At 61.5% G+C, this 24,269-nt stretch carries 24 protein-coding genes and 1 pseudogene; 9 read left to right on the top strand and 16 right to left on the bottom strand.

Annotated elements, in window-relative coordinates:
* Positions 1-108: 108 nt before the first annotated feature.
* From TMS3_RS15480 to TMS3_RS15490, 3 genes are all read right to left on the bottom strand, one after another.
* The gene (locus TMS3_RS15480; RefSeq protein WP_025166193.1) at positions 109-1,065 is read right to left on the bottom strand and encodes a L,D-transpeptidase family protein; all 957 of its coding nucleotides are present in this window, start codon (positions 1,063-1,065) and stop codon (positions 109-111) included.
* 74 nt (positions 1,066-1,139) lie between these two features.
* Positions 1,140-1,421, bottom strand: a complete 282-nt coding sequence (locus TMS3_RS15485) for a hypothetical protein (protein WP_025166194.1) — start codon at positions 1,419-1,421, stop codon at positions 1,140-1,142.
* A 58-nt stretch (positions 1,422-1,479) separates the two neighbouring features.
* The gene (locus TMS3_RS15490; protein WP_025166195.1) at positions 1,480-2,085 is read right to left on the bottom strand and encodes an arylesterase; all 606 of its coding nucleotides are present in this window, start codon (positions 2,083-2,085) and stop codon (positions 1,480-1,482) included.
* Between the two features lie 10 nt (positions 2,086-2,095).
* Here TMS3_RS15490 and TMS3_RS15495 point away from each other — a divergent pair, with 10 nt between their 5' ends.
* Genes TMS3_RS15495 through greB form a run of 3 tightly spaced genes read left to right on the top strand, consistent with a single transcriptional unit; the run spans position 2,096 to position 5,821 of the window.
* On the top strand, positions 2,096-2,779 hold the full coding sequence (locus TMS3_RS15495) for an ABC transporter ATP-binding protein (protein WP_025166196.1): 684 nt from the start codon (positions 2,096-2,098) through the stop codon (positions 2,777-2,779).
* Entirely contained in the window at positions 2,779-5,283 is a 2,505-nt protein-coding gene (locus TMS3_RS15500; RefSeq protein ID WP_025166197.1) for an ABC transporter permease, read from the top strand. Before TMS3_RS15495 ends, TMS3_RS15500 begins: the two co-directional genes overlap by 1 nt.
* A gap of 40 nt (positions 5,284-5,323) precedes the next feature.
* A complete protein-coding gene (gene greB, locus TMS3_RS15505; RefSeq protein ID WP_025166198.1) occupies positions 5,324-5,821 on the top strand; it encodes a transcription elongation factor GreB in 498 nt (165 codons plus the stop codon).
* 16 nt (positions 5,822-5,837) lie between these two features.
* Here greB and TMS3_RS15510 read toward each other — a convergent pair whose 3' ends face one another.
* Entirely contained in the window at positions 5,838-6,146 is a 309-nt protein-coding gene (locus TMS3_RS15510; RefSeq protein WP_025166199.1) for a hypothetical protein, read from the bottom strand.
* 225 nt (positions 6,147-6,371) lie between these two features.
* Here TMS3_RS15510 and thpR point away from each other — a divergent pair, with 225 nt between their 5' ends.
* The 3 genes from thpR to TMS3_RS15525 all read left to right on the top strand — a co-directional run bounded on the left by thpR (position 6,372) and on the right by TMS3_RS15525 (position 9,180).
* Positions 6,372-6,902, top strand: a complete 531-nt coding sequence (gene thpR, locus TMS3_RS15515; protein WP_025166200.1) for an RNA 2',3'-cyclic phosphodiesterase — start codon at positions 6,372-6,374, stop codon at positions 6,900-6,902.
* Between the two features lie 214 nt (positions 6,903-7,116).
* Positions 7,117-8,061, top strand: coding sequence for a triacylglycerol lipase (locus TMS3_RS15520; RefSeq protein WP_025166201.1), 945 nt, complete (start codon positions 7,117-7,119; stop codon positions 8,059-8,061).
* Positions 8,062-8,145: 84 nt separating this feature from the next.
* Complete coding sequence (locus TMS3_RS15525) at positions 8,146-9,180, top strand: lipase secretion chaperone (protein ID WP_025166202.1); 1,035 nt, start codon at positions 8,146-8,148, stop codon at positions 9,178-9,180.
* A gap of 58 nt (positions 9,181-9,238) precedes the next feature.
* Here the strand turns inward: TMS3_RS15525 and TMS3_RS15530 are convergent, their stop codons facing one another.
* Positions 9,239-9,673: a DoxX family protein gene (locus TMS3_RS15530; RefSeq protein WP_025166203.1), complete on the bottom strand. Its 435-nt coding sequence runs from the start codon at positions 9,671-9,673 to the stop codon at positions 9,239-9,241.
* Positions 9,674-9,781: 108 nt separating this feature from the next.
* Complete coding sequence (locus tag TMS3_RS15535) at positions 9,782-11,197, bottom strand: MltF family protein (RefSeq protein WP_025166204.1); 1,416 nt, start codon at positions 11,195-11,197, stop codon at positions 9,782-9,784.
* A 234-nt stretch (positions 11,198-11,431) separates the two neighbouring features.
* On the opposite strand from TMS3_RS15535, the gene TMS3_RS15540 reads away from it, so the two are divergent.
* A complete protein-coding gene (locus TMS3_RS15540; RefSeq protein ID WP_025166205.1) occupies positions 11,432-12,265 on the top strand; it encodes a TatD family hydrolase in 834 nt (277 codons plus the stop codon).
* 130 nt (positions 12,266-12,395) lie between these two features.
* On the top strand, positions 12,396-13,877 hold the full coding sequence (locus TMS3_RS15545) for a methyl-accepting chemotaxis protein (RefSeq protein ID WP_025166206.1): 1,482 nt from the start codon (positions 12,396-12,398) through the stop codon (positions 13,875-13,877).
* A 76-nt stretch (positions 13,878-13,953) separates the two neighbouring features.
* On the opposite strand, the gene TMS3_RS15550 is transcribed toward TMS3_RS15545, so the two are convergent.
* The 5 genes from TMS3_RS15550 to merT form a co-directional block, all read right to left on the bottom strand.
* Positions 13,954-14,751 carry an acyl-CoA thioesterase gene (locus TMS3_RS15550; protein ID WP_025166207.1) on the bottom strand — a complete coding sequence of 266 codons (798 nt, stop codon included), beginning with the start codon at positions 14,749-14,751 and terminating at the stop codon, positions 13,954-13,956.
* 365 nt (positions 14,752-15,116) lie between these two features.
* Positions 15,117-16,769, bottom strand: coding sequence for a mercury(II) reductase (gene merA, locus TMS3_RS15555; RefSeq protein WP_025166208.1), 1,653 nt, complete (start codon positions 16,767-16,769; stop codon positions 15,117-15,119).
* The gene (gene merF / locus TMS3_RS15560) at positions 16,762-17,010 is read right to left on the bottom strand and encodes a mercury resistance system transport protein MerF (RefSeq protein ID WP_025166209.1); all 249 of its coding nucleotides are present in this window, start codon (positions 17,008-17,010) and stop codon (positions 16,762-16,764) included. Before merF ends, merA begins: the two co-directional genes overlap by 8 nt.
* A gap of 2 nt (positions 17,011-17,012) precedes the next feature.
* On the bottom strand, positions 17,013-17,354 hold the full coding sequence (merP, locus tag TMS3_RS15565; protein ID WP_025166210.1) for a mercury resistance system periplasmic binding protein MerP: 342 nt from the start codon (positions 17,352-17,354) through the stop codon (positions 17,013-17,015).
* 12 nt (positions 17,355-17,366) lie between these two features.
* Positions 17,367-17,717: a mercuric ion transporter MerT gene (gene merT, locus TMS3_RS15570; protein ID WP_025166211.1), complete on the bottom strand. Its 351-nt coding sequence runs from the start codon at positions 17,715-17,717 to the stop codon at positions 17,367-17,369.
* 71 nt (positions 17,718-17,788) lie between these two features.
* Between merT and merR the strand changes: the two genes are divergently transcribed.
* Positions 17,789-18,208, top strand: coding sequence for an Hg(II)-responsive transcriptional regulator (gene merR / locus TMS3_RS15575; protein ID WP_029866405.1), 420 nt, complete (start codon positions 17,789-17,791; stop codon positions 18,206-18,208).
* A gap of 58 nt (positions 18,209-18,266) precedes the next feature.
* Here merR and TMS3_RS15580 read toward each other — a convergent pair whose 3' ends face one another.
* From TMS3_RS15580 to TMS3_RS25995, 5 genes and pseudogenes are all read right to left on the bottom strand, one after another.
* Positions 18,267-20,264: a transglutaminase TgpA family protein gene (locus TMS3_RS15580; RefSeq protein WP_025166212.1), complete on the bottom strand. Its 1,998-nt coding sequence runs from the start codon at positions 20,262-20,264 to the stop codon at positions 18,267-18,269.
* The gene (locus TMS3_RS15585) at positions 20,261-21,217 is read right to left on the bottom strand and encodes a DUF58 domain-containing protein (RefSeq protein WP_025166213.1); all 957 of its coding nucleotides are present in this window, start codon (positions 21,215-21,217) and stop codon (positions 20,261-20,263) included. Before TMS3_RS15585 ends, TMS3_RS15580 begins: the two co-directional genes overlap by 4 nt.
* Positions 21,214-22,131, bottom strand: coding sequence for an AAA family ATPase (locus TMS3_RS15590; protein ID WP_025166214.1), 918 nt, complete (start codon positions 22,129-22,131; stop codon positions 21,214-21,216). The genes TMS3_RS15585 and TMS3_RS15590 overlap by 4 nt, the downstream gene beginning before the upstream one ends.
* Positions 22,132-22,230: 99 nt before the next feature.
* The gene (locus TMS3_RS25990) at positions 22,231-23,103 is read right to left on the bottom strand and encodes a methyl-accepting chemotaxis protein (RefSeq protein WP_407691622.1); all 873 of its coding nucleotides are present in this window, start codon (positions 23,101-23,103) and stop codon (positions 22,231-22,233) included.
* A pseudogene (locus TMS3_RS25995) lies at positions 23,086-24,237 on the bottom strand (HAMP domain-containing protein); the annotation flags it as partial. The pseudogene TMS3_RS25995 and the gene TMS3_RS25990, both read right to left, overlap by 18 nt.
* Positions 24,238-24,269 lie beyond the last annotated feature (32 nt).

Below are 24,269 nucleotides of genomic sequence, written 5' to 3' on the forward strand. Positions count from 1 at the left end.
CATAAGGGGGCGGCTTTTTTATTGCCTGGATGATTGCTCCGCAATAAACCAGCAATAAAAAACCCGCTGGCGTTGACGCGCAGCGGGTTTTACTAGGCTGTTGCGAAATCAGAAACTGTCGGCCTCACGACTGGCCAGTGCTGCATTCGACTCGGCAATTGCCACTGGCAAACCATCTTCGGCGGCGACCACTTCGCGCACCATGTCCCAATCCAGACCTTGATTGCCCAGATCCTCACGTTTAAGCAGGGCATTGATCACTGCGGTGTGCTTATCGACAATCGATGATTCGCCCGTGTCATCAAGCGGTTGATGAGCCTCTAGGTAGACCTTGTTATTGCTCAGACCAAACTTGTAAGGCTCGTTCATGATCCTTACCGAGGTGCCCACAGACGTCATACCAGCCAGTTGCAAGACATTATTGTTAAGCATGCGGAAACAGCCATGGCTAACGCGCATGCCGATGCCGAACTTCTTGTTGGAGCCATGGATCAGGTATCCCGGTACCGACAGCGTCAGCTTGTAAGGCCCCAGTGGGTTATCCGGCCCAGGTGGCACATAGGCCGGCAATGGATCACCATCGGCCGCATGCTCATCGCGAATTGACTGCGGAGGAGTCCAGCCAGGATTCGGGGTTTTCGCGGTAATCTGTGCATTGGCAACTGGCGAACTCCAACCCTCGCGACCAATTCCCAGAGGATAGGTGTGTACGACATTTTGCCCTTTCGGGAAGTAGTACAGACGGTATTCGGCGAGGTTGATCACCACCCCTTCACGCGGCCCTGGCGGCAGGATAAAGCGCGTCGGCAGGATGATCTCCGTACCCTCGCCAGGCAACCAAGGGTCGACCCCCGGATTAGCCGCGACCATTTCGAGGTAACCCAGATCATTGGCTGCGCCAAGGTCGGCAAAGGTGTCTTCGTATTTGGCTTTGATTACCTGAACCTGGCCAACGATGTCTTCACCGGGAGGCGGCAAAGGTAGCTCCATGGCAACGGCGGTGCCCATGGAAACAAGCGTGGTGAGGGACAGGCAGCGAGCGACGGCAGGAACACGCGACAACATCCGGAAATCCTTGGCGAGAATGGCTAATCAATAAGAATGCAATTGTACACCCGAGTTCGATACTGCGGGAGGCATCAACAACCTGGCCAAAATGGCCGCTCGCCGCGACGTTGGGCGTCGAAGGCTGTGCGGCAACTGGAGCACAAGCGCTTATCACGCAACATTGGTTTGCTCAGCTCCCGCCAGCGCGGTCTTGCAGGCAATAAACCACCACAGATTGTCCGATCGGCACAATCTCCCAGCTCAAGCTGACGCGCAACCAAATGCAGGCGCACCTCACGGCAGGCAAACAGATCCAACTGCTCGTCCGGTTCGATCAGTTGATAGGCATATAAAGACCAAACGGGACGCGGCATCGAGGGCTCCTGGGCGGGGGGGCGCCACATTAGCCGAAAGACTGCACGTGGAAAAGCCTCAGAGCAACGGTTGTAGCACCGGCCAAAGGTTATCCAGGAGAATCGGCTGAGCCTCCAGGGCGGGGTGAATGCCGTCACGCTGCATCAACCTGGGGACGCCACCGACCCCTTCGAGAAAGAATGGAACCAGCGGCACTTGTTTTTCTTCGGCCAGGGTCGCGAACACCTGAGCAAATGCCGTTGTATAGCGCACGCCGTAATTCGGAGGCAGGCGCATACCTAATAGCAACACCTGAGCACCGCTGGCACGCGACTCGTCGATCATCGCGGCAAGATTATGTTGCAATTGCACAGGTGGCTGTCCACGTAGCCCGTCATTACCGCCCAACTCGAGAATCACCAGGTCTGGACGGTACTCGGCAAGTAGCCCAGGCAGCCGTGCGGCGCCGCCTGCGCTGGTATCGCCACTGATTGAGGCGTTCACCACGCGGTGCTCGAAATCCTGCTCAGCCAGGCGTTTTTCCAGCAAAGCGACCCAACCCTGGCGGCTATCCAGGCCAAAAGCCGCGCTGATACTATCGCCGACTACCAGCACGGTACCCGCCAGTGCGCCCTGCGCCCATAGCAGCAGGCCGAGGGCGACGCTGATTAACCCTGCACGCATTGGACTCTCCATGAAATCAAGCATTCTCACTGCGCGGAACCTTAGCAAAGTGGTTCCCAGCGCGGAAGGCGAGTTGACAATACTGCATGACCTCTCGCTAGACCTGAACCCTGGCGGCAGTCTGGCCATCGTCGGCAGTTCGGGCTCCGGCAAATCCACCCTGCTCGGCCTGCTCGCCGGCCTCGACTTGCCGAGTGATGGCAACGTTACACTGGCCGGGCACGACCTGTGCACACTGGATGAGGACCAGCGTGCCCGGGTGCGCGCCGAGCATGTGGGCTTCGTCTTTCAGTCCTTCCAATTGCTCGACAGCCTCAATGCCTTGGAAAACGTCATGTTACCGCTGGAGCTAGAAGGTCATGCCGATGCCCGCGAACGCGCTCGCACCCTGCTGGAGCGGGTCGGACTCGGCCAGCGCCTGACCCATTACCCGCGTCAACTATCGGGTGGCGAACAGCAGCGCGTGGCCATCGCCCGCGCCTTCGCCGCCGAACCGGATGTGCTGTTTGCCGACGAGCCCACCGGCAACCTCGACAGCCACACCGGCGAGCGCATCAGCGACCTGTTGTTCGAACTGAACCAGGAGCGCGGGGCGACGCTGGTGCTGGTCAGCCATGACGAGCGCCTGGCACATCGTTGCCAACGCCTGATCCGCCTCGAAGGCGGCCGCCTGGTCGACCGGGTCGAGCCCTGATGAGCCACCTGCCCTTCACTCGCCTGCTCTCGCTGGCGACCCGGCAACTGTGGCGCGAGGCCCGTGCCGGCGAGCTGCGGGTGCTGTTCTTTGCGCTGCTGATCGCCGTCGCGGCCAGTACCTCGATCGGTTACTTCAGTGCGCGTTTGAGCGACGGCATGCTGATGCGGGCTTCCGAGTTTCTCGCCGCCGACCTGCTGCTCAGTGGCAGCTCGCCCGCCGCCGAACAGCAGATCGGCAGCGGTCAACGCCTGGGCCTGGAGCACGCCCAGACCGTCGAATTTTCCAGTGTGATCGCCAGCGATGCTGGCATCCAATTGGCCAGTGTCAAAGCGACCGACAGTGCCTACCCATTGCGCGGGCAACTGAAAAGTGCCGCGGCGCCTTATGCAGCCGAGCAACCGGGACCAGGCCCGCAACCCGGTGAGGTCTGGGCCGAGGCGCGGGTGTTTGCCGCACTTAACCTCAAGGTGGGCGACAGCATTGAGGTGGGTGCAAAGAACTTGCGGCTGACCCGCGTGCTGACCTACGAGCCGGATCGTGCTGGGGACTTCTACAGCTTTACCCCGCGAGTGCTGATGCGCCTGGAAGACTTGCCCGCAACTGGCGTGGTGCAGCCCGGTAGCCGCGTCAAGTACCGCGAACTCTGGCGCGGTACACCCGAAGCGCTGGCGGCTTATCGAGAGGATGTCAGCCCAGGCCTCGAAGCCCATCAGCGCCTCGAGGATGCCCATGACGGCAACCGGCAAGTCGGCAACGCCCTGGGCCGCGCCGAACGCTACTTGAACCTCGCCAGTCTCGCGGCCGTGCTCCTCGCCGGTGTCGCCGTCGCGCTCTGCGCCGCGCGCTTCGCCGCCAAGCGCTTCGATGCCAGCGCCCTGTTGCGTTGCCTGGGTCTGTCGCGCCGGCAGGCGCTGAGTCTGTTCAGCCTGCAACTGGCGTTGCTGGGCCTGAGTGCCAGCCTGGCAGGCGCCCTGCTGGGCTGGTTCGGGCAAAGCCTGTTGTTCTACTTGTTACAGGGTTTGCTGCCCGCCGAACTGCCGCCTGGCAGCTTGACCCCAGCGCTGGCCGGTATCGCCACCGGCCTGGTCGCCCTCGCGGGATTCGCCCTGCCGCCACTGGCCGCCCTTGGCCGCGTGCCGCCGCTGCGCGTACTACGGCGGGATTTGCTGCCGGTGCCGCCTAGCTCATGGCTGGTGTATGGCACGGCGCTGCTGGCGCTGGGGCTGATCATGTGGCGCCTGAGCCTAGACCTACAGCTGACCATCACCCTGCTCGGCGGTGGCCTTCTGGCTGCTGTGTTGCTGGGCGCATTGCTGCTGTTCAGCCTTCAGGGCTTGCGTCGCCTGCTGGCACGCGCAGCGCTGCCTTGGCGCCTGGGGCTGGGCCAACTGTTGCGTCATCCGCTGGCGGCAGCCGGGCAATCCCTGGCCTTTGGCCTGATTCTGCTGGCCATGGCGATGATCGCCCTGCTACGCGGCGAGTTGCTCGACAGCTGGCAAGCGCAACTACCAGAGCAAGCGCCCAATCATTTCGCCCTGAACATACTGCCGGCCGATAAAGACGCTTTCGCCGACCGCCTCGCGCAGCTTTCGCCGGTGCCTGCGCCACTCTACCCGGTGGTGCCGGGTCGCCTGGTGATGATCAACGGCGAGCCGGTACGACAAATCGTCAGCAAGGATTCCCAGGGCGAACGCGCGGTCCAACGCGACCTCAGCCTGACCTGGGCCGCCGAACTGCCGCGCGACAACCCACTGAGCGCCGGCAGTTGGTGGAACAGTGTTCAGGCCAGCGAAATGCCGGGAGTCTCGGTAGAGTCCGGATTGGCCGCGAGCCTGCAACTCAAGCTGGGCGACCGCTTGAGTTTCAGTGTCGGCGGGATCAACCGCGATGCCCGGGTCACCAGCCTGCGCGAAGTCGACTGGAACAATTTTCAACCCAACTTCTACATGATCTTCGAGCCGGGCACCCTGCAGGATCTGCCGGTGACCTACCTCACCAGCTTTTACCTGCCTAAACAGCAGGAACGGCAACTGGTCGAGCTGTCCCGCACCTTTCCAACGGTCACCTTGCTGCAAGTCGAGGCCGTGTTGGCCCAGCTGCGCAGCATTCTCGCCCAAGTCACCCTGGCCATCGAATACGTGCTGCTGTTCGTTCTCGCCGCCGGCCTGGCCGTGTTGTTCGCCGGGCTGCAGGCCACCCTGGATGAGCGCATTCGACAGGGTGCCCTGCTCCGCGCGCTAGGCGCCGAGCGCAGGTTGCTGATCAAGGCCAGGCAGGCTGAATTTGGCTTGCTCGGCGCTGCCAGCGGCGTATTGGCCGCAATCGGCTGCGAGCTGATCAGCTTTCTGCTCTACCGCTTTGCCTTCGACCTGACTTGGCAGCCACACCCCTGGCTGCTGCTGTTGCCATTGATCGGAGCACTGCTTATCTGCGGCGCCGGCATACTGGGCACTCGGCGCGCCTTGAATAGCAGTCCGTTGACCGTGCTGCGCGAGGGCTGATCTTGCTAGACTCGCGCTTTCCCGGTTACTCAGCAGTCCCATGAGCCGCTATCGCCCTCCCCGTACCGCCGGCACCCCCCTGATCACCCCCGAAGGCGAGGCGCGCCTGCGCGCCGAGCTGCACGAGCTGTGGCATGTGCGCCGCCCACAGGTCACGCAGTCGGTCAGCGAAGCGGCGGCGCAAGGCGACCGTTCGGAAAATGCCGAATACACCTATGGCAAGAAGATGCTGCGCGAGATCGACAGTCGCGTGCGTTTTCTGACCAAGCGTCTGGAGAGTCTCAAGGTGGTCAGCGCGCGCCCGACCGATGCGAACAAGGTCTATTTCGGCGCCTGGGTCACCCTCGAAGACGACGATGGCAGCGAGTCACGCTACCGTATCGTCGGCCCCGACGAGCTGGACCTGAAACAGAATCTGATCAGCATCGACTCGCCACTGGCCCGCGCCCTGGTCGGCAAAGCCCTGGATGCCGAGGTGCGCGTACAAACCCCAACCGGCGAGAAAGCCTGGTATGTGGTGGCGATCGAGTACCTCTGAGCGGAAACCGTCGAACTCAGCGTCGAGTAATCAGCCCCTGCTTGGCCACCCGGATCAGATCTCGCACGCTGTCGTGCAAACATTCGGTGCAAGGGGCTTGCAGCACGGCGAAATCGAAACTGTCGCTGGCAAAGCGTGCCAGCGACTCGCCGTCACGCACGAACTGGATCAGAAAGGCACGCTGGCCGCCCCGGAGCATGGGCCAGCCGTCCAGATAGCGCAGCAGAGTCGGTTGATGGCTGCCGCCGAGAAGAATTTTCGGGTTGCGATGAATTCGCCCGGAGGTTATCGGGGTCAGGCGAATCAGCGGTTGGGGACAAGTCATATCGTGTCTCCGCCTCAGGAATCCCGCTGGGCAGCGGTGAGAGGCGACACCGAACCAGCGCTTTAGCGGTATTTCGAAGCCTCCGTGGAAGTCTTCTCAGAGCCCTGTATCGAACAAATGGCTCGGCGCCCCGCAAGTAGCTGTTTAAATCGGCGCATGGGGCAGCATCCTAGAGAAGCCTGCGCGATACTGTCAAGACGGCAGTCCATTGCCGAGTCGATAGTCATGAAAGATGATTCCTTGCGCTTATTCTTTGCCTTGCGCTGCCCCCCTCGACTGGCCGAGGCAATCACCACCTGGCGCGACGACCTGCACTTGCCCGGTCGCCCGGTCGCGACGGCTAACCTGCACCTCACCCTGGTATTTCTAGGGCAGCAGCCGCTCACGCAGCTGCCCACACTGCTGAGTCTTGCGGCATCCGTGCAGGTGCCCGTGTTCGATCTACACCTGGATCATCTCGGGCGGTTCAACAATGGCCTGCTCTATCTGGCGCCGAGCCGGCCACCCGAGGCATTGAAGGGCTTGGCTCAGGGTTTGCGCGACGCGTTGCAGGAGGCCGGCATCAGACTGGATGACCGCCCCTTCCGCGCCCATCTGAGCCTGCTACGTCGCTGCCCGCGATTGCCAGACGATGCCACCCCATCTTTCGATTGGCCAGTCAGCCATTTTGGCCTGTTCGCCTCCGAGCAAAGCGCCCATGGCAGCCACTATCGGCAACTGCAGCACTGGCCATTGCGGCCTAACGAGGCGCCCTGACGTTTCGCCGCGTAACAAAGACGCCCGACTCTGATTGCTTGGCACTCCGCGCACTTGGTACTCAAGTACCTATTCCAGAGCGTTTCCCGCTGGCAGCAGGAACAATGGCACGGTTCCTGCGCACCACAACTGGCTGATGCACGCGCCCCACGACGGGTGTGGTGGCCGCAAGGATTGCACTGACTGCCCGACACAATTCACTACGAGAGCGCCAATGAACAACAATAAAACTCTGCTCGCCCTCTGCCTGGGAGCCGGACTCCTAGCCTCCGCTCAGACTCAAGCCGGCTGGTTCGGTTCCTCCAGCTACACCCAGACCAAATACCCGATTGTGCTGTCCCACGGCATGCTGGGGTTCGACAGCATCCTCGGCATTGACTACTGGTACGGCATTTCGTCGGCCCTGCGCCGTGACGGTGCCAGCGTCTACACCACCGAGGTCAGCCAGCTGAACACCTCGGAAGCGCGTGGCGAGGAACTGCTGGAACAGGTCGAAGAAATTGTCGCGATCAGTGGCAAGCCCAAGGTCAACCTGATCGGTCATAGCCATGGCGGCCCGACCATTCGGTACGTCGCCGCAGTCAGCCCGCAACTGGTCGCGTCGGCCACCAGCGTGGGCGCACCGCATAAAGGCTCGGCAGCAGCCGATTTTATCCGTCAGGTACCGCCTGGCTCTGCCGGCGAAGCCCTGCTCTCGGGCATCGTCAACGGTCTCGGTAGCCTGATCAACTTCCTCTCCGGTAGTTCCAGCACCACCCCGCAGAACGCCTTGGGCGCACTGGAGTCCCTCAACAGCGTTGGCGCTGCGCAGTTCAATGCCAAGTACCCACAAGGTCTGCCAACCAGCGCTTGCGGCGAAGGCGCCTATAGCGTCAACGGCGTGCGCTATTACTCCTGGAGTGGCACCAGCCCGGTGACCAATATCCTCGACCCGAGTGACCTCCTGCTCGGCGCCACGGCCCTGACCTTCAACGGCGAAGCCAATGATGGCCTGGTGAGTCGTTGCAGCTCACACATGGGCAAGGTAATCCGCGACGACTACCGGATGAACCACCTCGACGAGGTCAATCAAAGCTTCGGTCTGACCAGCTGGTTCGAGACCGACCCGGTGAGCGTCTACCGCCAACACGCCAATCGCTTGAAAAACGACGGGCTGTAACGCCGGGTACAGGGGCCCGGCTGGGCCCCATTCAGCCCATGTGCAGTACAACAGATGCCAACCGTTCAATCAGTGAAAAATACCGTGAAAAAACTCCTGTTGCTGGCACCCATTTTCTTCGTTGGCGGCGTTGCGGTGCTGCTCTATCTCGACCCTGTAAGCACTACCGTCCCGCTCAAACAGGCTTCATCCACAACCCGAATCACCCCACAGCACAGTGAAACCGCCACGGAAGTGGCTCTGACGTCTGTTGTAAAAACACCGGTCAAGCCGCTCAAGGCGCTGCCCACCTCCTTTAGCGGCACCCAGGTAGATGGCGCGTTTCATATCGACGCCGCAGGCAACTTGCTGATCAGTGAAGATATCCGACGGATTTTCGATTACTTCCTCGCCAGCATCGGCGAAGAACCCGTGAGCGCCAGTGTCGAGCGTCTGCAGGCCTATATCGCCAACCAGTTGCAGGCCCCTGCACGTGACCAGGCACAGGCCTTGCTCGCGCAGTATCTCGATTACAAACGCGAGCTGGTGCTGCTGGAACGAGATCTGCCACAAGTGGCTGATTTAGCCGCCTTACGCCAACGCGAGGCCGCGGTACAAGCATTGCGCGCGCGCCTGTTCAACGCAGAGGCTCAGCAGGCTTTCTTCGCCCGAGAGCAGGCCTATAACCAGTTCACCCTGCAACGCCTGGCGATTCAGCAAGATGCCGCACTGGATGCTGACGGCAAAGCGGCCGCGGTTGATCGCCTGCGCGCCAGCCTGCCCTCGGAGATGCAGGACTTGCTGCTGCCGCAACTGCAAAACGAACTGCGCCAGCAGACCGCCCAGTTACAGGCAGTCGGTGCCAGTCCGGAGAAAATCCGCCAATTACGTCAGCAGCTGGTCGGCGGCGAAGCCACCCAGCGCCTAGAAGCGCTCGATCACAAACGCCAACTCTGGGCCAAACGTCTGGACAGCTACCTCAGGGAGAAAAGCCGAATCGCGGCCAATCAGGGCCTGAGTGCCGGCGACAGAGCCAAGGCCATCGAGCAGCTGGCCGAGCAACGCTTCGACGAACACGAGCGCATGCGTCTGAATGCCGCCGAACAACTCGCAGCTTCGCGCAAGCAACCCGCCTCCTGAAACGAACAAGGCCCGCGCGAGGCGGGCCTTTCTCTGCAGCACTTAGCCGAGCAAGCAGTTAGCTGGCGATACGCTGATCCAACGACAACTTGCCAGCCCCCTCGCTGAGCACGGCCAGGCTCATGGCCAGCAATGCCAGGGCAAACTCATAACCGTTATTACTCATGAAGAAACCATTGGCCAGGTGCACGGAGGCGATCGCCACCAGCATGGTCACCGCCAGCACCGCTGCAGCAGGTCGTGCCAGTAGGCCAAGGATCAACGCCAAGCCGCCGAAGAACTCGGCGCTACCGGCCATCAACGCCATCAGATAACCAGGCGCCAAGCCGATGCTTTCCATCCACTCGCCAACACCGGCCAGGCCGTAGCCGCCAAACCAGCCAAAGAGTTTCTGCGAGCCGTGTGCGACAAAGGTTACGCCCGCGATAATCCGCAAAATGGTCAGGCCGTAGCCTGCCTGCGTAGCCATAACAGATTTAGTCAGTGTGCTCATATGCGGCGTTCCTTGTTTATGTGAGGAGAATGGCGCACAGCATAAATCAATTAATTGATATTAAAATCACAAAATATCGCTGTAAATAATCGATAAATTAGATTTATTTCACTTGCCTGCCTTGGCTTCCTGCGGCTCAAGCAAATAGCGCTCACGGTTAAACGCCACATAGTACTTGTTGACGCTGTTGACGTAGCTGACCACACCCATGCCGACTTGCTCCATGGCAATCCGTTCAACCTGAAAAAACCACTGGTTAGGGTTCAGGCCGCGCCGGCGAGCCTCTGCGCGCATGCTTTGCACGCGCTGTGGACCCATGTTGTAGCCCGCCAACACGAACGCCATACGCTCTCGCTCATTGAGCTGAGGACTGTTGAAATAGCCACGACGGATCTTCGCCAGGTACTTGGCGCTGGCTTGGACGTTGTTCTCCAGCACCGCGATATTGCCGATCCCGACACTGTTTGCAGCCGCCGGGGTGATTTGCATCAACCCGGTAGCGCCACCGGCTCCGCGCGCAGCGGGATTAAGGGTCGATTCCTTGAACGCCAGCGCTGCCAGGGTCAGCCAATCGAAGTTGTTCTGCTCGGCATGACGCTGCAAAACCGGACGCAGTTTTTCCAGGCGCTGACGCTCACCCCGACCCAGTGGATAGTGCACCTTGTACAGACGTCGGTAGACCCGCTGAAAGGCCGCATCCTGATCGGCCGGGCTGTGATACGTGCTGAAGAATCGGTCGATACTGGCACGCAACATCGGCATATCCCGCCGCACATACCAACGCATACCGCCGTCATTGGCCAGCATCAGGTGGTGCTCCAGACGGAGCTTTGGCATCACCTTAGCCCAGCGCTCGGCAATCGGCTGCTCAACCGCCGTGACACTATAGATACCGGCCTGGACCATCTCCAGCACATCCTCGATGGCCAGGCTCGGATCGACCCACTCGACGATGATGGGCTGCAGTTTGCGTTGGATCAGCTTCTGGTTGACCAGGCGCAGCGCCTCGCCAGCCGCGCTCCCCGCGGGTAACGCCACGCTTCGTCCGGCCAGTTGCTCCAGACTCTGGTAGCGGCGGTCGCCCTGGCGCGCCACGATAATCAACGGCACCTTGCTGCGAATGGCCGCGCTGGCACTGACCTTACTGCCAGCGCGCACGGTGAGCAGCTCGCCCGGTGCAACCAAGTCGCCCTCGCCACGCTGCAGCGCGCCGAGCAATTGATCCTTGGCTTTGGGAATAAGTTTCAGTTTCAGCCCACGACCATCGCCGGCTTTACGGTTGAGGTATTGTTCGAAAGCACGCAGACGGTGGTACTCCACGCCGATGCTCTGGCCTTTGACTTCGCCCGAACTGTTACGGCTCTGGTTGACCAGTACGCGTAATTCGCCGCTGCTGCGTATGCTCGCCAAGTCGCGCACCGTTACCGGTGGCCCGACTTCCGGCGGCCCGGCCAGGCGGGCAGCGGCCGGCAATGGCAGCAGTCCCACTAGCAGCAGGCAAAGCGCAAGCAGCGATCGCGACATCGAGTCTCCAAGGCAGGGTCGGCTCGCCTTGGGCGAAGCTGATCGACTGAGAGTATGGCTACGCTCAACAAGTTCCAGGAGCGCGGGGCGCGGAGGTTCGCACAGCCGGGCTCTGGATGCCAGTCCAGGCTATTACAAGGCTTTAACAATAGGCTCCATCTTGTTGTATTTATTGATTTTATTTGTATTACAAAAGCTCTGTTAAGCTACCTATCCCAGACCAGAGGTGACACCATGCAACTCATCGACATCGGCGTCAATCTGACTCACCCCAGCTTTGCAGAACAGCGTGAAGCACTGCTCACCCGCGCGTTCGCCGCCGGTGTCTGCCAATTGCTGCTGACGGGCACCAGCCTGGCGGAGAGTGAACAGGCGCTGGAGCTTTGCCGCCAACTGGACGAAGACGGCCAACGTCTGTTCAGCACTGCTGGCATCCACCCACACGATGCCAGCAGCTGGAACAGCGACAGCGCGGGTCATCTCAAGGCGTTGCTGGCCGAGCCGAGCGTGCGTGCTGTCGGTGAATGCGGCCTCGATTTCAACCGCGATTTCTCGCCGCGCCCGCAACAGGAAAAGGTGCTGGAAGAACAACTGGCCCTGGCGGTGGAGCTGCAGATGCCGGTGTTTCTCCACGAACGCGATGCCGATCAGCGCTTGCTGGAGATACTGCGCGACTACCGCGACCGTTTGCCGGCGGCGGTGGTGCATTGTTTTACCGGGGAGAAACGCGCGCTGTTCAACTACCTCGACCTCGACCTGCATATCGGCATCACCGGCTGGATTTGCGACGAACGCCGCGGCACTCACCTGCATCCATTGGTACGGGAGATCCCCGCTGGGCGGCTGATGCTGGAGAGTGACTCGCCCTTCCTACTACCGCGCAGCCTGCGGCCGAAACCGAAGAGTGGTCGCAATGAACCGGCCTTCTTACGTGAAGTCCTGCGCGAGGTGGCGCTGCACCGTAATGAGAGCGAAGCAAGCCTGGCCGAGCACAGCACCGCCTGTGCCCGACAGCTCTTCGACTTGCCGACCATCGTCGAGGTGGTGGCTGACAGCGATCAAGTCTAAAGCCTCACCCCCCCTCGTCTTCTGCCCTCGGCTCGCGACCTTGATATAGATCAAGCCACCGGTGCGTGATCCGCAAGACAATGCCGGCACCTTGCCACTGCGGTTATTGCCACGATCAGAAGAAGACAAAATGGGCACATGGATTCGTAATCTTTCCCTCAAATACAAGTTCTGGGCCGTCAACGCTGTGGCCTTCGTGACCACCATACTGCTGGTGCTGTATGCCCTTCAGCTGGAGTGGCAAGTACGGGTCGACGCCGCCCAGAGCGTGGCCCAGCACCAAGCTAAACTGCTCAGCGCCTGGCCTGAAGGTCAGGCGCTGCCGAGCGACCCGACACTGCTGCGCTTTGCCGAGGGCGAGACTCCCGCGTTGCCGAATAACCAGGGCGGCGCCCTGAGCCGTGGCCGTGGCTGGGTCGCACTGGATCATGCCCCCCTGGCGACCCACGATGGCTTGATCGGCGCCGAGGTTATCGACCTCGGCCAGGGCCAACGCCTTGCCGTGCTGGCGCAGGCGCCCAGCCTGCTCAAGGTCTTCAGTGAACGTGCACCACACTACGCACTGGTTGTCGCATTGCTGATGCTGGCCCTGCTGGCGGCCTCACAACTGTTGATTCGCTTTCTGCTGACCCACCTCAACACCCTCAAGGACGTGCTGCTCAAGGTAGAGAAAAGCGGTGATCTGGCCGTGCGGGTGCCGCTCGATTGCCGCGACGAAGTCGGGCAAATGGCCACGGCGTTCAATGCCATGCAGGCAAGCTATCAATCGGTGGTGGGCAGCGTGGCGCAAGCGGCGACTCGCCTGGACGACCGCGCCGACCGACTAGCAAGCAGCATGCGCGAGGTGCGCCAAGGCATGCTTGAACAGCAGAGCGAGACCGAGCAGGCCGCCACGGCCATCAATCAGATGTCCGCCACGGTGCAGCATATCGCCCAGTACACCGCCACGACCCGCGACCAGTCAAAATCCGCCGAACAGTTGACCGGCGCCGGTCAGCTAGTGGTAAGTCGTGTTGGTGAGTCTATTGCCGGATTGTCCAACGGCGTGCAGCAGACGGCCCAGATGATCCAGCAGCTGGCGGCCGACAGCCAGAAAATCAGCGGTGCGGTGCAGGAAATTCATGGCATCGCCGAACAAACCAACCTGCTCGCCCTCAACGCCGCCATCGAAGCGGCGCGTGCCGGAGAAATGGGCCGGGGTTTTGCGGTGGTGGCCGATGAGGTGCGCAATTTGGCCAAGCGCGTGCAGCAGTCGACCGACGAAATCACTCAGATGATCACCCGGTTGCAGGGCGGCACCCGCGATGCGGTGGAATTCATGCAGGAGAGTTCGCTCAAGGCCGATGGCTGTGTGCAACAAGCTCATGAGGCCGGTGAGGCGCTGGCAGCCATCACGACCTCCGTCAGCCAGATGCGCGAGAGCAATACGCAGATCGCCGTGGCCGCCGAGCAGCAGAGTCAGGCGGCCGAAGAAATGAACCGTGCCGTGGTCAGCATCCGCGATGTCACCGAGCGGACGGTGCAGCAGACGGTCGACTCCGCCACTACCAGCATCGAACTGGCGGCACTGGCCGGCCAACTGACTCAAGCCATTCGCCAGCTCAAGCTTTAGCTGGCTCTAACCTTCTCTTCTAACTCAGCCCTTAAAGCGCAGGCCGAGCGGGTGCCGTGAATAGTCAAGCCAAGGATCAGCCGAATACCGTCACGGTTTGCCGGCTGATTGCCAACAGCTCCCCTTGCGCTGTCCACAGGGCCGCGGCGATATGTCCGTAGCCGTCGCGAGCATGTTCGATCTGCGCGTGATAGTGACACCAATCGAGGGTACTCAACTCGGCCAGCGGCTGAATGAACTCGATGGTCCAGGTCAACGAGCTGCCCGGAGCTGGTGTGCGCAAGTGCGACAACACCGCAGGTGGCCAAGCATCGACCAGAGCCAGCAGGTGCGCTTCGTTGACCGATTGTGCTTCGCTTTCATCACGCAGACGCACCCAGCCACCCATTTCCCGCGAAGGGTTGTTGGTAAATGGCATGCCGCCAATGCCCCAGCGCATGGCTAGAAACCGGGTAAATTCCGGGGTCACATTGGGCAGATATGGCAGTTCCTGGCAGTCCTCTGCCACCTTGATCGCCGGCGCCGGCAAGGGCGCCACATTGATGCTCGACTCACGCGCAGCACCGAAACTGCCTTGCACCAAAGTAACGACCTGGCCGTTCTGCAGCGCACGGCCGAGCACCTGGCTGACTGCTTTACCCGAGCGCAGCACCTCGACCTGGAAACTCACCGGCACATCGGGTTCGGCCGGGCCGACAAAGGTGATGGCCAGCGAGCGCGCCGGGCGTCCTGCCGGCACCTCGCCGCGCATGGCTTCATAGACCAGCGCCGCCATCAAACCACCGAAACTGGCCCGCCCCTGAGCCCAGGCAGCGGGAATCGACACCGACTGTGGGTTGGCGCGAACGGCCTGGCGTAACTCGGAAAAGGTCATACCTACCTCAATACTGGAATGCGAGGCTGATCTTAGGGGATAGACGCAGCCCGGAGGTAGCCCAGCGCGGCGCTGCTTCGGTCAATTGACAGGGGAAAATGGCAGCCTGGCAAGCAGGACACCCGGCGTTGAAGACTTCTACTGTGCGTTTGGCATTCATGAGGTGATCGTCAAGAGAAATAGCCTGAGTACGTGTAGAAACTGACGAGCTGATACAGGTCATCGCCTCAACACAGCCTTACCCTAACCCTTGGACCATGCTCCCAGGCCAAGCGCTAACAGGCGCAGTCCTGTGCATGCCGAGCTGGACGGCCTTGGCTAACCGGAAACGTCCCTGGCTCGGCATCCTGCGAGCGTTTTACCGCTTAACTCGCACAGCAGGACAACTGTTTGACGTCCTTGAAGAAGGTCTGCGCCGCGAGCTTCAGCCCCTCGACCATGGTCAGGTAGGGAAACAGCTGGTCGGCCAGATCCTGCACCGTCATGCGCGCCCGAATGGCAATGGCGGCAGTCTGGATCAGCTCTCCCGCCTCGGCAGACACCACCTGCACGCCCAGCAGTCGACCACTGCCCGCTTCGGCGACGAGCTTGATGAATCCGCGGGTGTCGAAGTTGACCAACGCGCGCGGCACATGGTCAAGGATCAGGGTGCGGCTGTCGGTTTCAAACCCGGCCAGGTACGCCTGCACTTCGCTGTAGCCGACGGTGGCCACCTGTGGGTCGGTGAAGACCACGGCGGGCATGGCGTCGAGATTGAGACTCGCCTCACCGCCGCTCATATTGATCGCCGCACGGGTGCCGGCCGCGGCCGCCACATAAACGAACTGCGGCTGGTCGGTGCAGTCGCCGGCCGCATAAATATTGACTGCGCTGGTGCGCATGCCCTGGTCGATCTGGATAGCACCGTGCTGATTCAGCTTCACCCCGGCAGCTTCCAGGTTCATGCCGCGGGTATTGGCCGTGCGCCCGGTCGCGACGAGCAGCTGCTCGGCGCGCAGCTCGCCTTGGTGAGTGCTCAGGATGAATTCGCCATTGTCGTGGGACACTTGGCTGGCTTGCGTGTGCTCCAGCACCTCGATGCCCTCCATGCGCAAGGCCGCCGTCAGCGCTTCGCCGATGGCCGGATCGTCGCGGTAGAACAGCGTGTGGCGCGCCAGGATCGTCACCTGGCTACCCAGGCGGGCAAAGGCCTGCGCCAGCTCCAACGCCACCACTGAAGAACCGATAACGGCCAAGCGGTTGGGAATCGCATCGCTGACCAGGGCCTCGGTGGAGGTCCAGTACGGCGTGTCCTTGAGCCCGGGAATCGCCGGAACGGCCGGACTCGCCCCGCTGGCAACCAGACAGCGGTCGAACCCCAGCACGCGTTCGCCGCCGTCACTCAGCGCTACCACGAGCTGTTGCTCGTCCTGGAAACGAGCCTCTCCTCGCAGCACAGTGATAGCCGGGGTGCTCTGCAGAATGCCTTCGTACTTGGCCTGACGCAGTTCGTCCACACGCGCCTGTTGCTGCGCCAGCAGCCGATCACGCAGGACAATCGGTGGCGTGACGGACAATCCTGCGTCGAACGGACTCTCACGGCGCAGATGGGCCACATGCGCGGCGCGAATCATGATCTTCGACGGCACGCAGCCGACATTGACGCAGGTGCCGCCAATGATGCCGCGCTCGATCAGGGTGACCCTGGCTCCACCCTCTGCCGCCTTGAGGGCAGCCGCCATGGCGGCGCCACCGCTACCGATCACGGCGATGTGCAAGCGGCTGTCGTCCTCATCATGGCTAGCGATTGGCTCTGCACTGGCTACTATGGCGACCTCATTGACAGTGGCTCGATAACCTAATGCGGCGATGGCAGCAAGCATCCGCTCAGGATCGGCGCCCGCCTGCGCCACTACTCTCGCTTTGCGCTCGGTATATGAAACCGAGGCCTGCAGTACTCCGGCAACCTGCTGCAGTGCCGCTTCGATCTGCGCGGCACAACCCGTACAGGTCATCCCCTCTACATTGATTTCAATCATGGTTTTTTCCTGTTGCAGTCGGTGCACGACACGCTTCGGTTTTGCCTTTGCGCCAGGTGGCATAGAGGGTCAAGCCGATGAACCCTGCGAGCGCGGGAAATAGCATGTAGTCGAGATACCCGGTGAGCGCAGACAAGCCGATCAGCCCCAGCAGAATGACCAGAATCGGCGTGAAGCAGCACAGCGCCACCAGCACAGTGCCCACCACGCCAACCTTCATCAGCGTCTTCGGATTTCGCATGGCTACTTCTTCGCCGAAGACGGATAGCCGGCGTTTTCGGTTGCCTGGGTTAGCGCCTGAACATTGGTTGTGACGTCATCGAAGGTGACGATGGCTTCGCGCTCATCGAAATTCACCTTGATCGCGCTCACCCCCTCGACCCTGGAGAGTGCGTGTTTGACCGTGATCGGGCAGGCGGCGCAGGTCATCCCAGGTACGGAAAGGGTAACTGTCTGACTGGCCGCCCATACCGGTGAGACGAAGGCGGCGAGTAGCAGGCAAACCCACAGTTTTCTGTAAGGCGTCTCCCTGCGCCTTACCCCTTCGGGGTTGCCGCGAAAATTTGTTCCAAAGAATTTTTTCATGATGAGCTCCAATCAATAGAACCAAGGCAGGACATAAGGAAAGCCGAGCGCGACCACGACCAACATGACCACCCCCCAGAAGAGCAACCTGTAGGTTGTTCGCACCTGCGGTATCGCGCAGGCCTCACCCGGTTTGCAGGCGGGCAGCGGGCGAAAAATGCGCCGATAGGCAAAAAACAACGCAACCAGAGCCGCGCCGATGAACAGCGGCCGGTAGGGTTCCAGCACGCTGAGATTGCCGATCCAGGCACCACTGAAGCCCAACGCGAGCAGTACCAGCGGTCCGAGACAGCAGGTCGACGCGAGAATCGCCGCCAGACCTCCGCCGAGGAGCGCGCCCCGTCCGCTTTTCGATTCAGCCATAGGTTCATCCTTTCGCGTGTGTGATCGATGGCTTAAGGTTAAGTCCGTAGTCATGTACGGAATCAAGCGCCATGCCCAGCAAACCTGAAAGCTTGACCATTGGCACCTTCGCCAAGGCCGCAGCAGTCAACGTGGAAACGATTCGCTTCTATCAGCGCAAGGGCTTGTTGCCCGAGCCGGACAAACCCTATGGCAGCATTCGCCGCTATGACGAGGCGGATGTAACGCGGGTGCGCTTTATCAAGTCGGCGCAGCGGCTCGGCTTCAGCCTGGACGAGATCGCCGAACTACTGCGGCTGGAGGACGGTACCCACTGCGAAGAAGCCAGCCGCCTGGCTGAGCACAAACTCAAGGACGTGCGGGAGAAACTGGCGGACCTGCTGCGCATAGAGGCTGCGCTGTCAGCGCTTGTGTGCGCTTGTCACACGCGCAAAGGCAATGTGTTCTGCCCGCTAGTCGCAGCGCTGCACACGGAAAACCTGCCGCGATAACGTGCTTCGCTGGATTAACCGAAGACCCATCTCGAGCAGCGGCTTGCAGGCTGAATAGCTACTCCCGTCTGCCAGTCGTAAAGCGCCACGGCAAGGCGCGGCGCAATGCTCGAAGATGCATGCGCAAGTCCACCACCGAGGCGTCGCCACCGGCATATTGCTGCGCCTCATAGGCCGCAGCGAACGCACGGATCGCCTGCGCCTGTTCTGGTAATGCCTGCATCGCGCGTTCGGCATAGGCACGCGCGCCCTCGCCCGGTGCGCGGCGCACCGCATGACGGGCCAGTAGCTGCTCGAAACGTTGAAACAGGCGACGTTGCAGGTCGCGTTCACGCTGCCAGGGCTTGAACAGCCAAAGCGCCAGCAGGCTCAACAGCAGCCCACCACCACCGACCAAACTGAGCGCTATCCAGCGTGCATCGATACGCCCAAACCAGCGTTGCAAGGTTTCCAGCTGCTGCGCGCCCTGATAGCCCAGCACCCAGCGCTGCCAGCCGTAATTGAGGCTGTCCCAGCTCAGGCGCAGCTGATTCAACCAGCCTAACTGGCGGTAGCGCAGTGGCGAAAAGGGCGAACTCTCAAGAAAGCTCTGCTCATCGGCCAGCGCCTCTTCCAGCCCTTGCTCGATACGCTCCGGAGCGACCTGGAAGGTTGGATCGACACTCACCCAGCCCCTGCCGGCTTGCCAGTACTCGACCCAGGCATGGGCATCGAACTGGCGCACCTGCAGGTAATTGCCGCTCGGGTTGTATTCCCCGCCCTGATATCCCGCCACCACCCGTGCCGGAATGCCCGCCGCGCGCAGTACGAAGGTCATGGCGCCAGCGTAATGCGCGCAGAAACCATTGCGGGTTTCGAAGAGGAAATCATCGATGCTGTTCACCCCGACCTGTGGCGGGCGCAAGGTGTAGCCATAAGGCTCACGATTGAAGTGACCGAGCAACGCCTGCACCAACTCTTCGGGCTGCGGATAGCGCCGTTTGAGTTCAGCGGCCCAGACCCGGCTGCGCGGATCCCCCGTAGCCGGCAGCTGCAGTGCACGGCGCAAACCCGTAGCGGTACCCGCAGGCTCACGTAGTGCCTGGGGCCAGGATGTCACCTGATAGAGCAAGGAGCGCTCGACCGGCTGTTGCCGTTGCAGGCGGAAGTCGTTCATCTGCCGCGCTTGATCGAGCGTGGTTTCGGCCACGTCCAGGCCAAACAGCCAGCGCTGCGAGCTCGGCTGCATGACGATGCTGTAGCGCAGCGGCTCCCCGCGTTTTTCCCAAGCAGGGGCCAGGGGTAATTGGGCGGCGCTGGCCTGCGACCAGCGCCGCCCATCGAAACGCTCGAGCGTCAGGGCACGCCAATACAGCTGATCACGCGGTGGCACCGCGCCCTCGAAACTGGCACGAAAGGCCAAGGCCGTCGAGCGGCTCAGCTCGGCAATGTCCGCCGGCGCCATGCTGTCGGATAAGCCTGTGACACCTTTGCTGTGCGGCGCCGGTAACGACCACAAGGGTCCCAACCGCGGAAAGAATACGAACAGCAGCAACATCAGTGGCAGCGCTTGAACAAGCAGCCCTGCGGCCAACCGGGCCGTCGGCCAGGGACGCATGGCCAGACCACTTTGCTGCAAGCCGATCAGAGCCGCCAACAACGTGGTCACCGGCAGCAGGCTGAATAAGGCGAGCTGAATACTGTCGTCGAACAGGTAAGCGGTGACCACCGCGAAAAAGCCGAGAAAGATCAGCACCAGAGCATCGCGCCGGGTGTGCATTTCCAGCATTTTCAGGATGAACGCGGCGATCAATAACACCACGCCGGCGTCCAAACCGACCAGACTGCCCCTGGAAACGAACACGCCGACGGCTGCCCCCAACATCAGCCCCGCTTTGGCCCACGCATTCGGATAGCGCGCGCGCATGCGGAAAATCTGAATACGCCAACCCGCACAGCCGAGCCACAGGGCGATGATCCACACCGGCAGATGGGCGAGATGAGGGATGATTACCAAGACCTGGGCGACCAGCAGCCAACTCAGGCTGACGCGCGGAATACTGATTGGAGCACTCATGGCGGACTGCCAAACAACGCCAGCGCACGCAGGCAAGCCTCGCGATGTTGCTCACCACTGTCCTGCGCCAGCTGGCACCCGGGCAAGCGCAAGGCAAACGGCTGCTGGCGCTCGCTCAGGTGCAGCACCCAATGACAGAGCAGCGACAGACGCCGCTCTACATCGCCCGAGAGTGAGTCAAAGTCCAGACACAGATCACGCCCGCTGAGCGCGGCGAAGTCCTTGACCAGCAACCCCTGCCCCCGCGAGTAAGCCTTCCAGTGCATACGCCGTTTAGAGTCTCCGGGCTGGTAGCTGCGCAATCCCTGGAAGTCGTCCGTACCCTGGCCCTGTGCATGTGCGCCCTGCTCTTGCTGATCGTCATCCGAACCGGCAGTCAACGGCAACTCGCCGGCCAGCGGCCGTGGGTAAACCAGCAGCGCCTGATCCAGGTCAATCCAACTCCAGGCCAGCAGAATCCCCAGGGGGAAGCGGCTCTCGACGCGCAGCCGCCCGGGGCGCAACCAGCCACGTCGCTGCGTGGCAATGCTCAGCTCGCATTCGCTGACGCCTTCGGCGGGCACGTCGTGCACCTGCAAGGCACCCGGCGGCCAACCCAGGGCTATCGCCTGATGCGCCCGCTGTGTGCTTTCCAGACGCAGGCGAAAGCGCCCCTGCTCACCGACAAACACCGCACTCGCGCCACCGGCCTTAAGTTCCAGTCCCGCCAGATTGCGGTAGGTGTGCAGGATGGCAACGATGAACACCGAGCCGAGCAGAAAGGTCAGGCCGTAGGCCAGGCTGTTCTGGTAGTTGATCGCTGCCAGCAGCATCAGAGCCAGTGCCAGAGCGAACGCCGCCCCGACTTGGCTGGGAATGATGAAAATTTGCCGTTGTGTGAGGCGCACACTGGCGGCAGCGGGAATGCGCCGCGCCAGCCAGCGATTCCAGCGCGACCTGAACAGCCGGGTCAAAGTGCCGGCACCTCGCGCAGCAACCACTGCACCAACGCACCGCCGCCGTGCCCGCTCGGATCAGCCCGTTCGCGCAGGCGGTGGCCGACCACCGAGGGCAATACCGCCTGCACATCCTCGGGAATCACATAGTCACGCTCGGCCAACAAGGCCCAGGCCCGGGCGGCTGCCAGCAAGGCCAGGCTGGCACGTGGCGACAGGCCCCAGGCAAATTGCGGCTGACTGCGCGTGGCCTCGACTAAGCGCAGCACGTAATCGATCAAAGCATCACTGGCACGAATTTTCGGCACTTCGGCCTGGATCGAGGCCAGTTCACTGTGATTGAAGATCGGTTCCAGCCGTGGCAACAGCGAGCGCCGCGAGTCGCCGAGTAACAAGGCCTTCTCTGCGGCTTTGGCTGGATAGCCGAGCGACAGACGCATCAGGAAACGGTCGAGCTGGGACTCTGGCAGGGTGAAGGTACCACCCTGGCTGACCGGATTCTGCGTGGCGATCACAAAGAACGGCTCGGGCAGCGGCCGGGTCGCGCCCTCGATGGTCACCTGGCCCTCCTCCATGGCTTCGAGCAAGGCGCTCTGGCTCTTCGGCGTGGCCCGGTTGATCTCGTCGGCCAGCACCAACTCGGCAAAAATCGGCCCCGGATGAAATACGAACTGCCCGCTGTCCTTATCGAACACCGAGGTGCCGAGGATGTCCCCTGGCAACAGGTCGGAGGTGAACTGGATACGTTGGAAACTCAGGCCAAGCACCTTGGCCAGAGCGTGACTGAGGGTGGTTTTGCCCATCCCAGGCAGGTCTTCAATCAACAGGTGGCCGCGTGCCAGCAAACAGGTCAACGCCAACCGTACCTGTGACTCCTTACCCAGCAGCACCTGGTTCACCGCACTCTGACAGGCTTCCAGTTTCGTACGCATCGCCCACTCCTTATGCAAGTGGGTCGATGCTACTGGCCAGCGCGAAGCGGGCAAAGCGCCCTGTAACCTTTACTCATGAAACTGTGAGGAAAACCCGCCTCAGAGGCGGAAATGCCCTGCCATACCCTGCAACTCAACGCCCAGCTCCGCCAGCCTGATGCTCGAACCGGCAGACTCATCCATGGCTGTGGAAGACTGATCGGCGATATCGCGGATCAAGGTGACACTGCGACTGATCTCTTCCGCCACTGCACTCTGCTGTTCAGCAGCCGCCGCAATCTGCTGGTTCATCTCGAATATCTGCGTCACCGAACCGGCAATACCTGTCAACGCGCCCTCGGTTTGATTGGCATCCTGCACCGTCTGCTCTACCAGCGTACCGCTCTTGCTCATATCCTCGACCGAGCGGCGCACACCTTCACGCAGGGTAGCGATCAGCCCCTCGATTTCCTCGGTGGACTGTTGCGTGCGTTTGGCCAGGGCGCGCACCTCATCGGCAACGACGGCAAAACCACGACCCTGCTCACCGGCACGAGCCGCCTCGATCGCAGCGTTGAGAGCCAGCAGGTTGGTCTGTTCGGCCACGCTCTTGATCACATCCAACACCGAGTCGATGCGCTGAGCGTCTTCGCTAAGCTGTTCAATACTCTGAGTTGTAGTGGCCATCGCGGCGGCTAACTGGTTAATCCGCGCCAACGTCTGCCGCACCACCTCGGTACCACTGATGACCCGCTTGTCTGCCTCTGCAGCAGAGCCGGCGGCAGCCTCGGCGTTGCGCGCCACATCATGCACGGTGGCCGTCATCTCGCTCATCGCGGTGGCCACCTGATCGGTTTCCGCCTTCTGTCCATTGACTCCCTGACGGGTCTGTTCAGTCACTGCTGACAGCGACTGCGCCGAGGCGGAAATCTGCGTCACTCCGCCCTGCAGACGACCGACCATTTCACGCAGGCTGAGCGACATTGCTTGCATGGCTGCCAGCAGCTGCCCCACTTCATCGGTGCGTTGCACCTCGATATCCACGCTGAGGTCGCCATCGGCGATATTGCGGGCATGTTGAATCACCTGCTTCAGCGGACGCACGATCAACAGCGTAATGGTCAAGGTGGCCAATAGACCAATCACCAATGCCAGTGCCGCTGCCAGGAGAATCAGCCAGGTACTGGTCTGTAACTGGGCCTCCATGCCGGCCCTCTGCTTGGCGTAACCCTCACCCACCAGCGCCACAATCCTCTCGGCTTGCACAACCAGCTGGGCATGTTCCTGCTTCTGCTGTTGCAGATGACGCGTGTACTCGGCCAGACGTTCGTTAAAAGAGTCGATGCCGATGATGACGTCCCCCAGCACCGAGGAATAACCTGGATCACTCATGGCATCACGCAGTTCACTGGCCAGCTTCTGCGCATCGCGGGCTTGTTTGATCTCAGTCTGCGCGGCTTCACTTGACCGGCGACTCTGCTCCAGAAGCACCCGCGCCTGATCGAGCGCCTCCAGCAGTAATTGATGAATGGTGCTGATCTGACCCGCCTGAGCTACCGACTCGGCACCTTCTTCGCCCAGGCTGCTTTTAAGCAGGTCGACACCGTCTTCCGACAAGCCGTCCTTAAGCAAGTCCAGACTGTTGGATGAGCTGACCACCAACCAGTTGGCCGCATCCAGGGACAAGCTCATGCTGTCGGTCTGCTCTACATAACGGTCGAACGCCGCCTGATACTCGGCAACCGCAGCCGCCACCTCATCCAGTAACGGGCGCTCGTCTGCGGGCATTTCGGCCTGCAAGGCCGTACTGCGTTCGAGAATGGCCTGAGCCTGTTCGTGCAACAGCTTGGCGTGTTTCATGTCGCCGGTCAGGGCAAAGTCCTGTTCGCTACGGCGGATCTGTAGCACTTGGCTATTGATCGAACTCATCCGTTCCAGCAGTGCCGAACGCTGACCTACATCACGCAGTGCGGAAAAGCCAGTGGCAGCAACCACCGCCGTGAGCGCTAGCACGACCCCGAAACCCCAGGCCAGTTTCTTTGCCGTGCTCAGACTGGCGACGCGTCGTTGCAGAACTTTCCACATACTTTCCACCCCTTTGCCAAGATAACTACCAAGCGGCCTCATGTCGCCCGAATCTCAGTCAGCAACATATGAGC

This window comes from Pseudomonas taeanensis MS-3 (assembly GCF_000498575.2).
Taxonomy (GTDB): Bacteria; Pseudomonadota; Gammaproteobacteria; order Pseudomonadales; family Pseudomonadaceae; genus Aquipseudomonas; species Aquipseudomonas taeanensis.

What these genes read in the sequence shown, in the direction of transcription:
- TMS3_RS15480 (WP_025166193.1), bottom strand. Translation starts at nt 1,065, where the DNA reads ATGTTGTCGCGTGTTCCTGCCGTCGCTCGCTGCCTGTCCCTCACCACG.
- TMS3_RS15485 (WP_025166194.1), bottom strand. Translation starts at nt 1,421, where the DNA reads ATGCCGCGTCCCGTTTGGTCTTTATATGCCTATCAACTGATCGAACCG.
- TMS3_RS15490 (WP_025166195.1), bottom strand. Translation starts at nt 2,085, where the DNA reads ATGCGTGCAGGGTTAATCAGCGTCGCCCTCGGCCTGCTGCTATGGGCG.
- TMS3_RS15495 (WP_025166196.1), top strand. Translation starts at nt 2,096, where the DNA reads ATGAAATCAAGCATTCTCACTGCGCGGAACCTTAGCAAAGTGGTTCCC.
- TMS3_RS15500 (WP_025166197.1), top strand. Translation starts at nt 2,779, where the DNA reads ATGAGCCACCTGCCCTTCACTCGCCTGCTCTCGCTGGCGACCCGGCAA.
- greB (WP_025166198.1), top strand. Translation starts at nt 5,324, where the DNA reads ATGAGCCGCTATCGCCCTCCCCGTACCGCCGGCACCCCCCTGATCACC.
- TMS3_RS15510 (WP_025166199.1), bottom strand. Translation starts at nt 6,146, where the DNA reads ATGACTTGTCCCCAACCGCTGATTCGCCTGACCCCGATAACCTCCGGG.
- thpR (WP_025166200.1), top strand. Translation starts at nt 6,372, where the DNA reads ATGAAAGATGATTCCTTGCGCTTATTCTTTGCCTTGCGCTGCCCCCCT.
- TMS3_RS15520 (WP_025166201.1), top strand. Translation starts at nt 7,117, where the DNA reads ATGAACAACAATAAAACTCTGCTCGCCCTCTGCCTGGGAGCCGGACTC.
- TMS3_RS15530 (WP_025166203.1), bottom strand. Translation starts at nt 9,673, where the DNA reads ATGAGCACACTGACTAAATCTGTTATGGCTACGCAGGCAGGCTACGGC.
- TMS3_RS15535 (WP_025166204.1), bottom strand. Translation starts at nt 11,197, where the DNA reads ATGTCGCGATCGCTGCTTGCGCTTTGCCTGCTGCTAGTGGGACTGCTG.
- TMS3_RS15540 (WP_025166205.1), top strand. Translation starts at nt 11,432, where the DNA reads ATGCAACTCATCGACATCGGCGTCAATCTGACTCACCCCAGCTTTGCA.
- TMS3_RS15545 (WP_025166206.1), top strand. Translation starts at nt 12,396, where the DNA reads ATGGGCACATGGATTCGTAATCTTTCCCTCAAATACAAGTTCTGGGCC.
- TMS3_RS15550 (WP_025166207.1), bottom strand. Translation starts at nt 14,751, where the DNA reads ATGACCTTTTCCGAGTTACGCCAGGCCGTTCGCGCCAACCCACAGTCG.
- merA (WP_025166208.1), bottom strand. Translation starts at nt 16,769, where the DNA reads ATGATTGAAATCAATGTAGAGGGGATGACCTGTACGGGTTGTGCCGCG.
- merF (WP_025166209.1), bottom strand. Translation starts at nt 17,010, where the DNA reads ATGCGAAATCCGAAGACGCTGATGAAGGTTGGCGTGGTGGGCACTGTG.
- merP (WP_025166210.1), bottom strand. Translation starts at nt 17,354, where the DNA reads ATGAAAAAATTCTTTGGAACAAATTTTCGCGGCAACCCCGAAGGGGTA.
- merT (WP_025166211.1), bottom strand. Translation starts at nt 17,717, where the DNA reads ATGGCTGAATCGAAAAGCGGACGGGGCGCGCTCCTCGGCGGAGGTCTG.
- merR (WP_029866405.1), top strand. Translation starts at nt 17,789, where the DNA reads ATGCCCAGCAAACCTGAAAGCTTGACCATTGGCACCTTCGCCAAGGCC.
- TMS3_RS15580 (WP_025166212.1), bottom strand. Translation starts at nt 20,264, where the DNA reads ATGAGTGCTCCAATCAGTATTCCGCGCGTCAGCCTGAGTTGGCTGCTG.
- TMS3_RS15590 (WP_025166214.1), bottom strand. Translation starts at nt 22,131, where the DNA reads ATGCGTACGAAACTGGAAGCCTGTCAGAGTGCGGTGAACCAGGTGCTG.
- TMS3_RS25990 (WP_407691622.1), bottom strand. Translation starts at nt 23,103, where the DNA reads ATGCAAGCAATGTCGCTCAGCCTGCGTGAAATGGTCGGTCGTCTGCAG.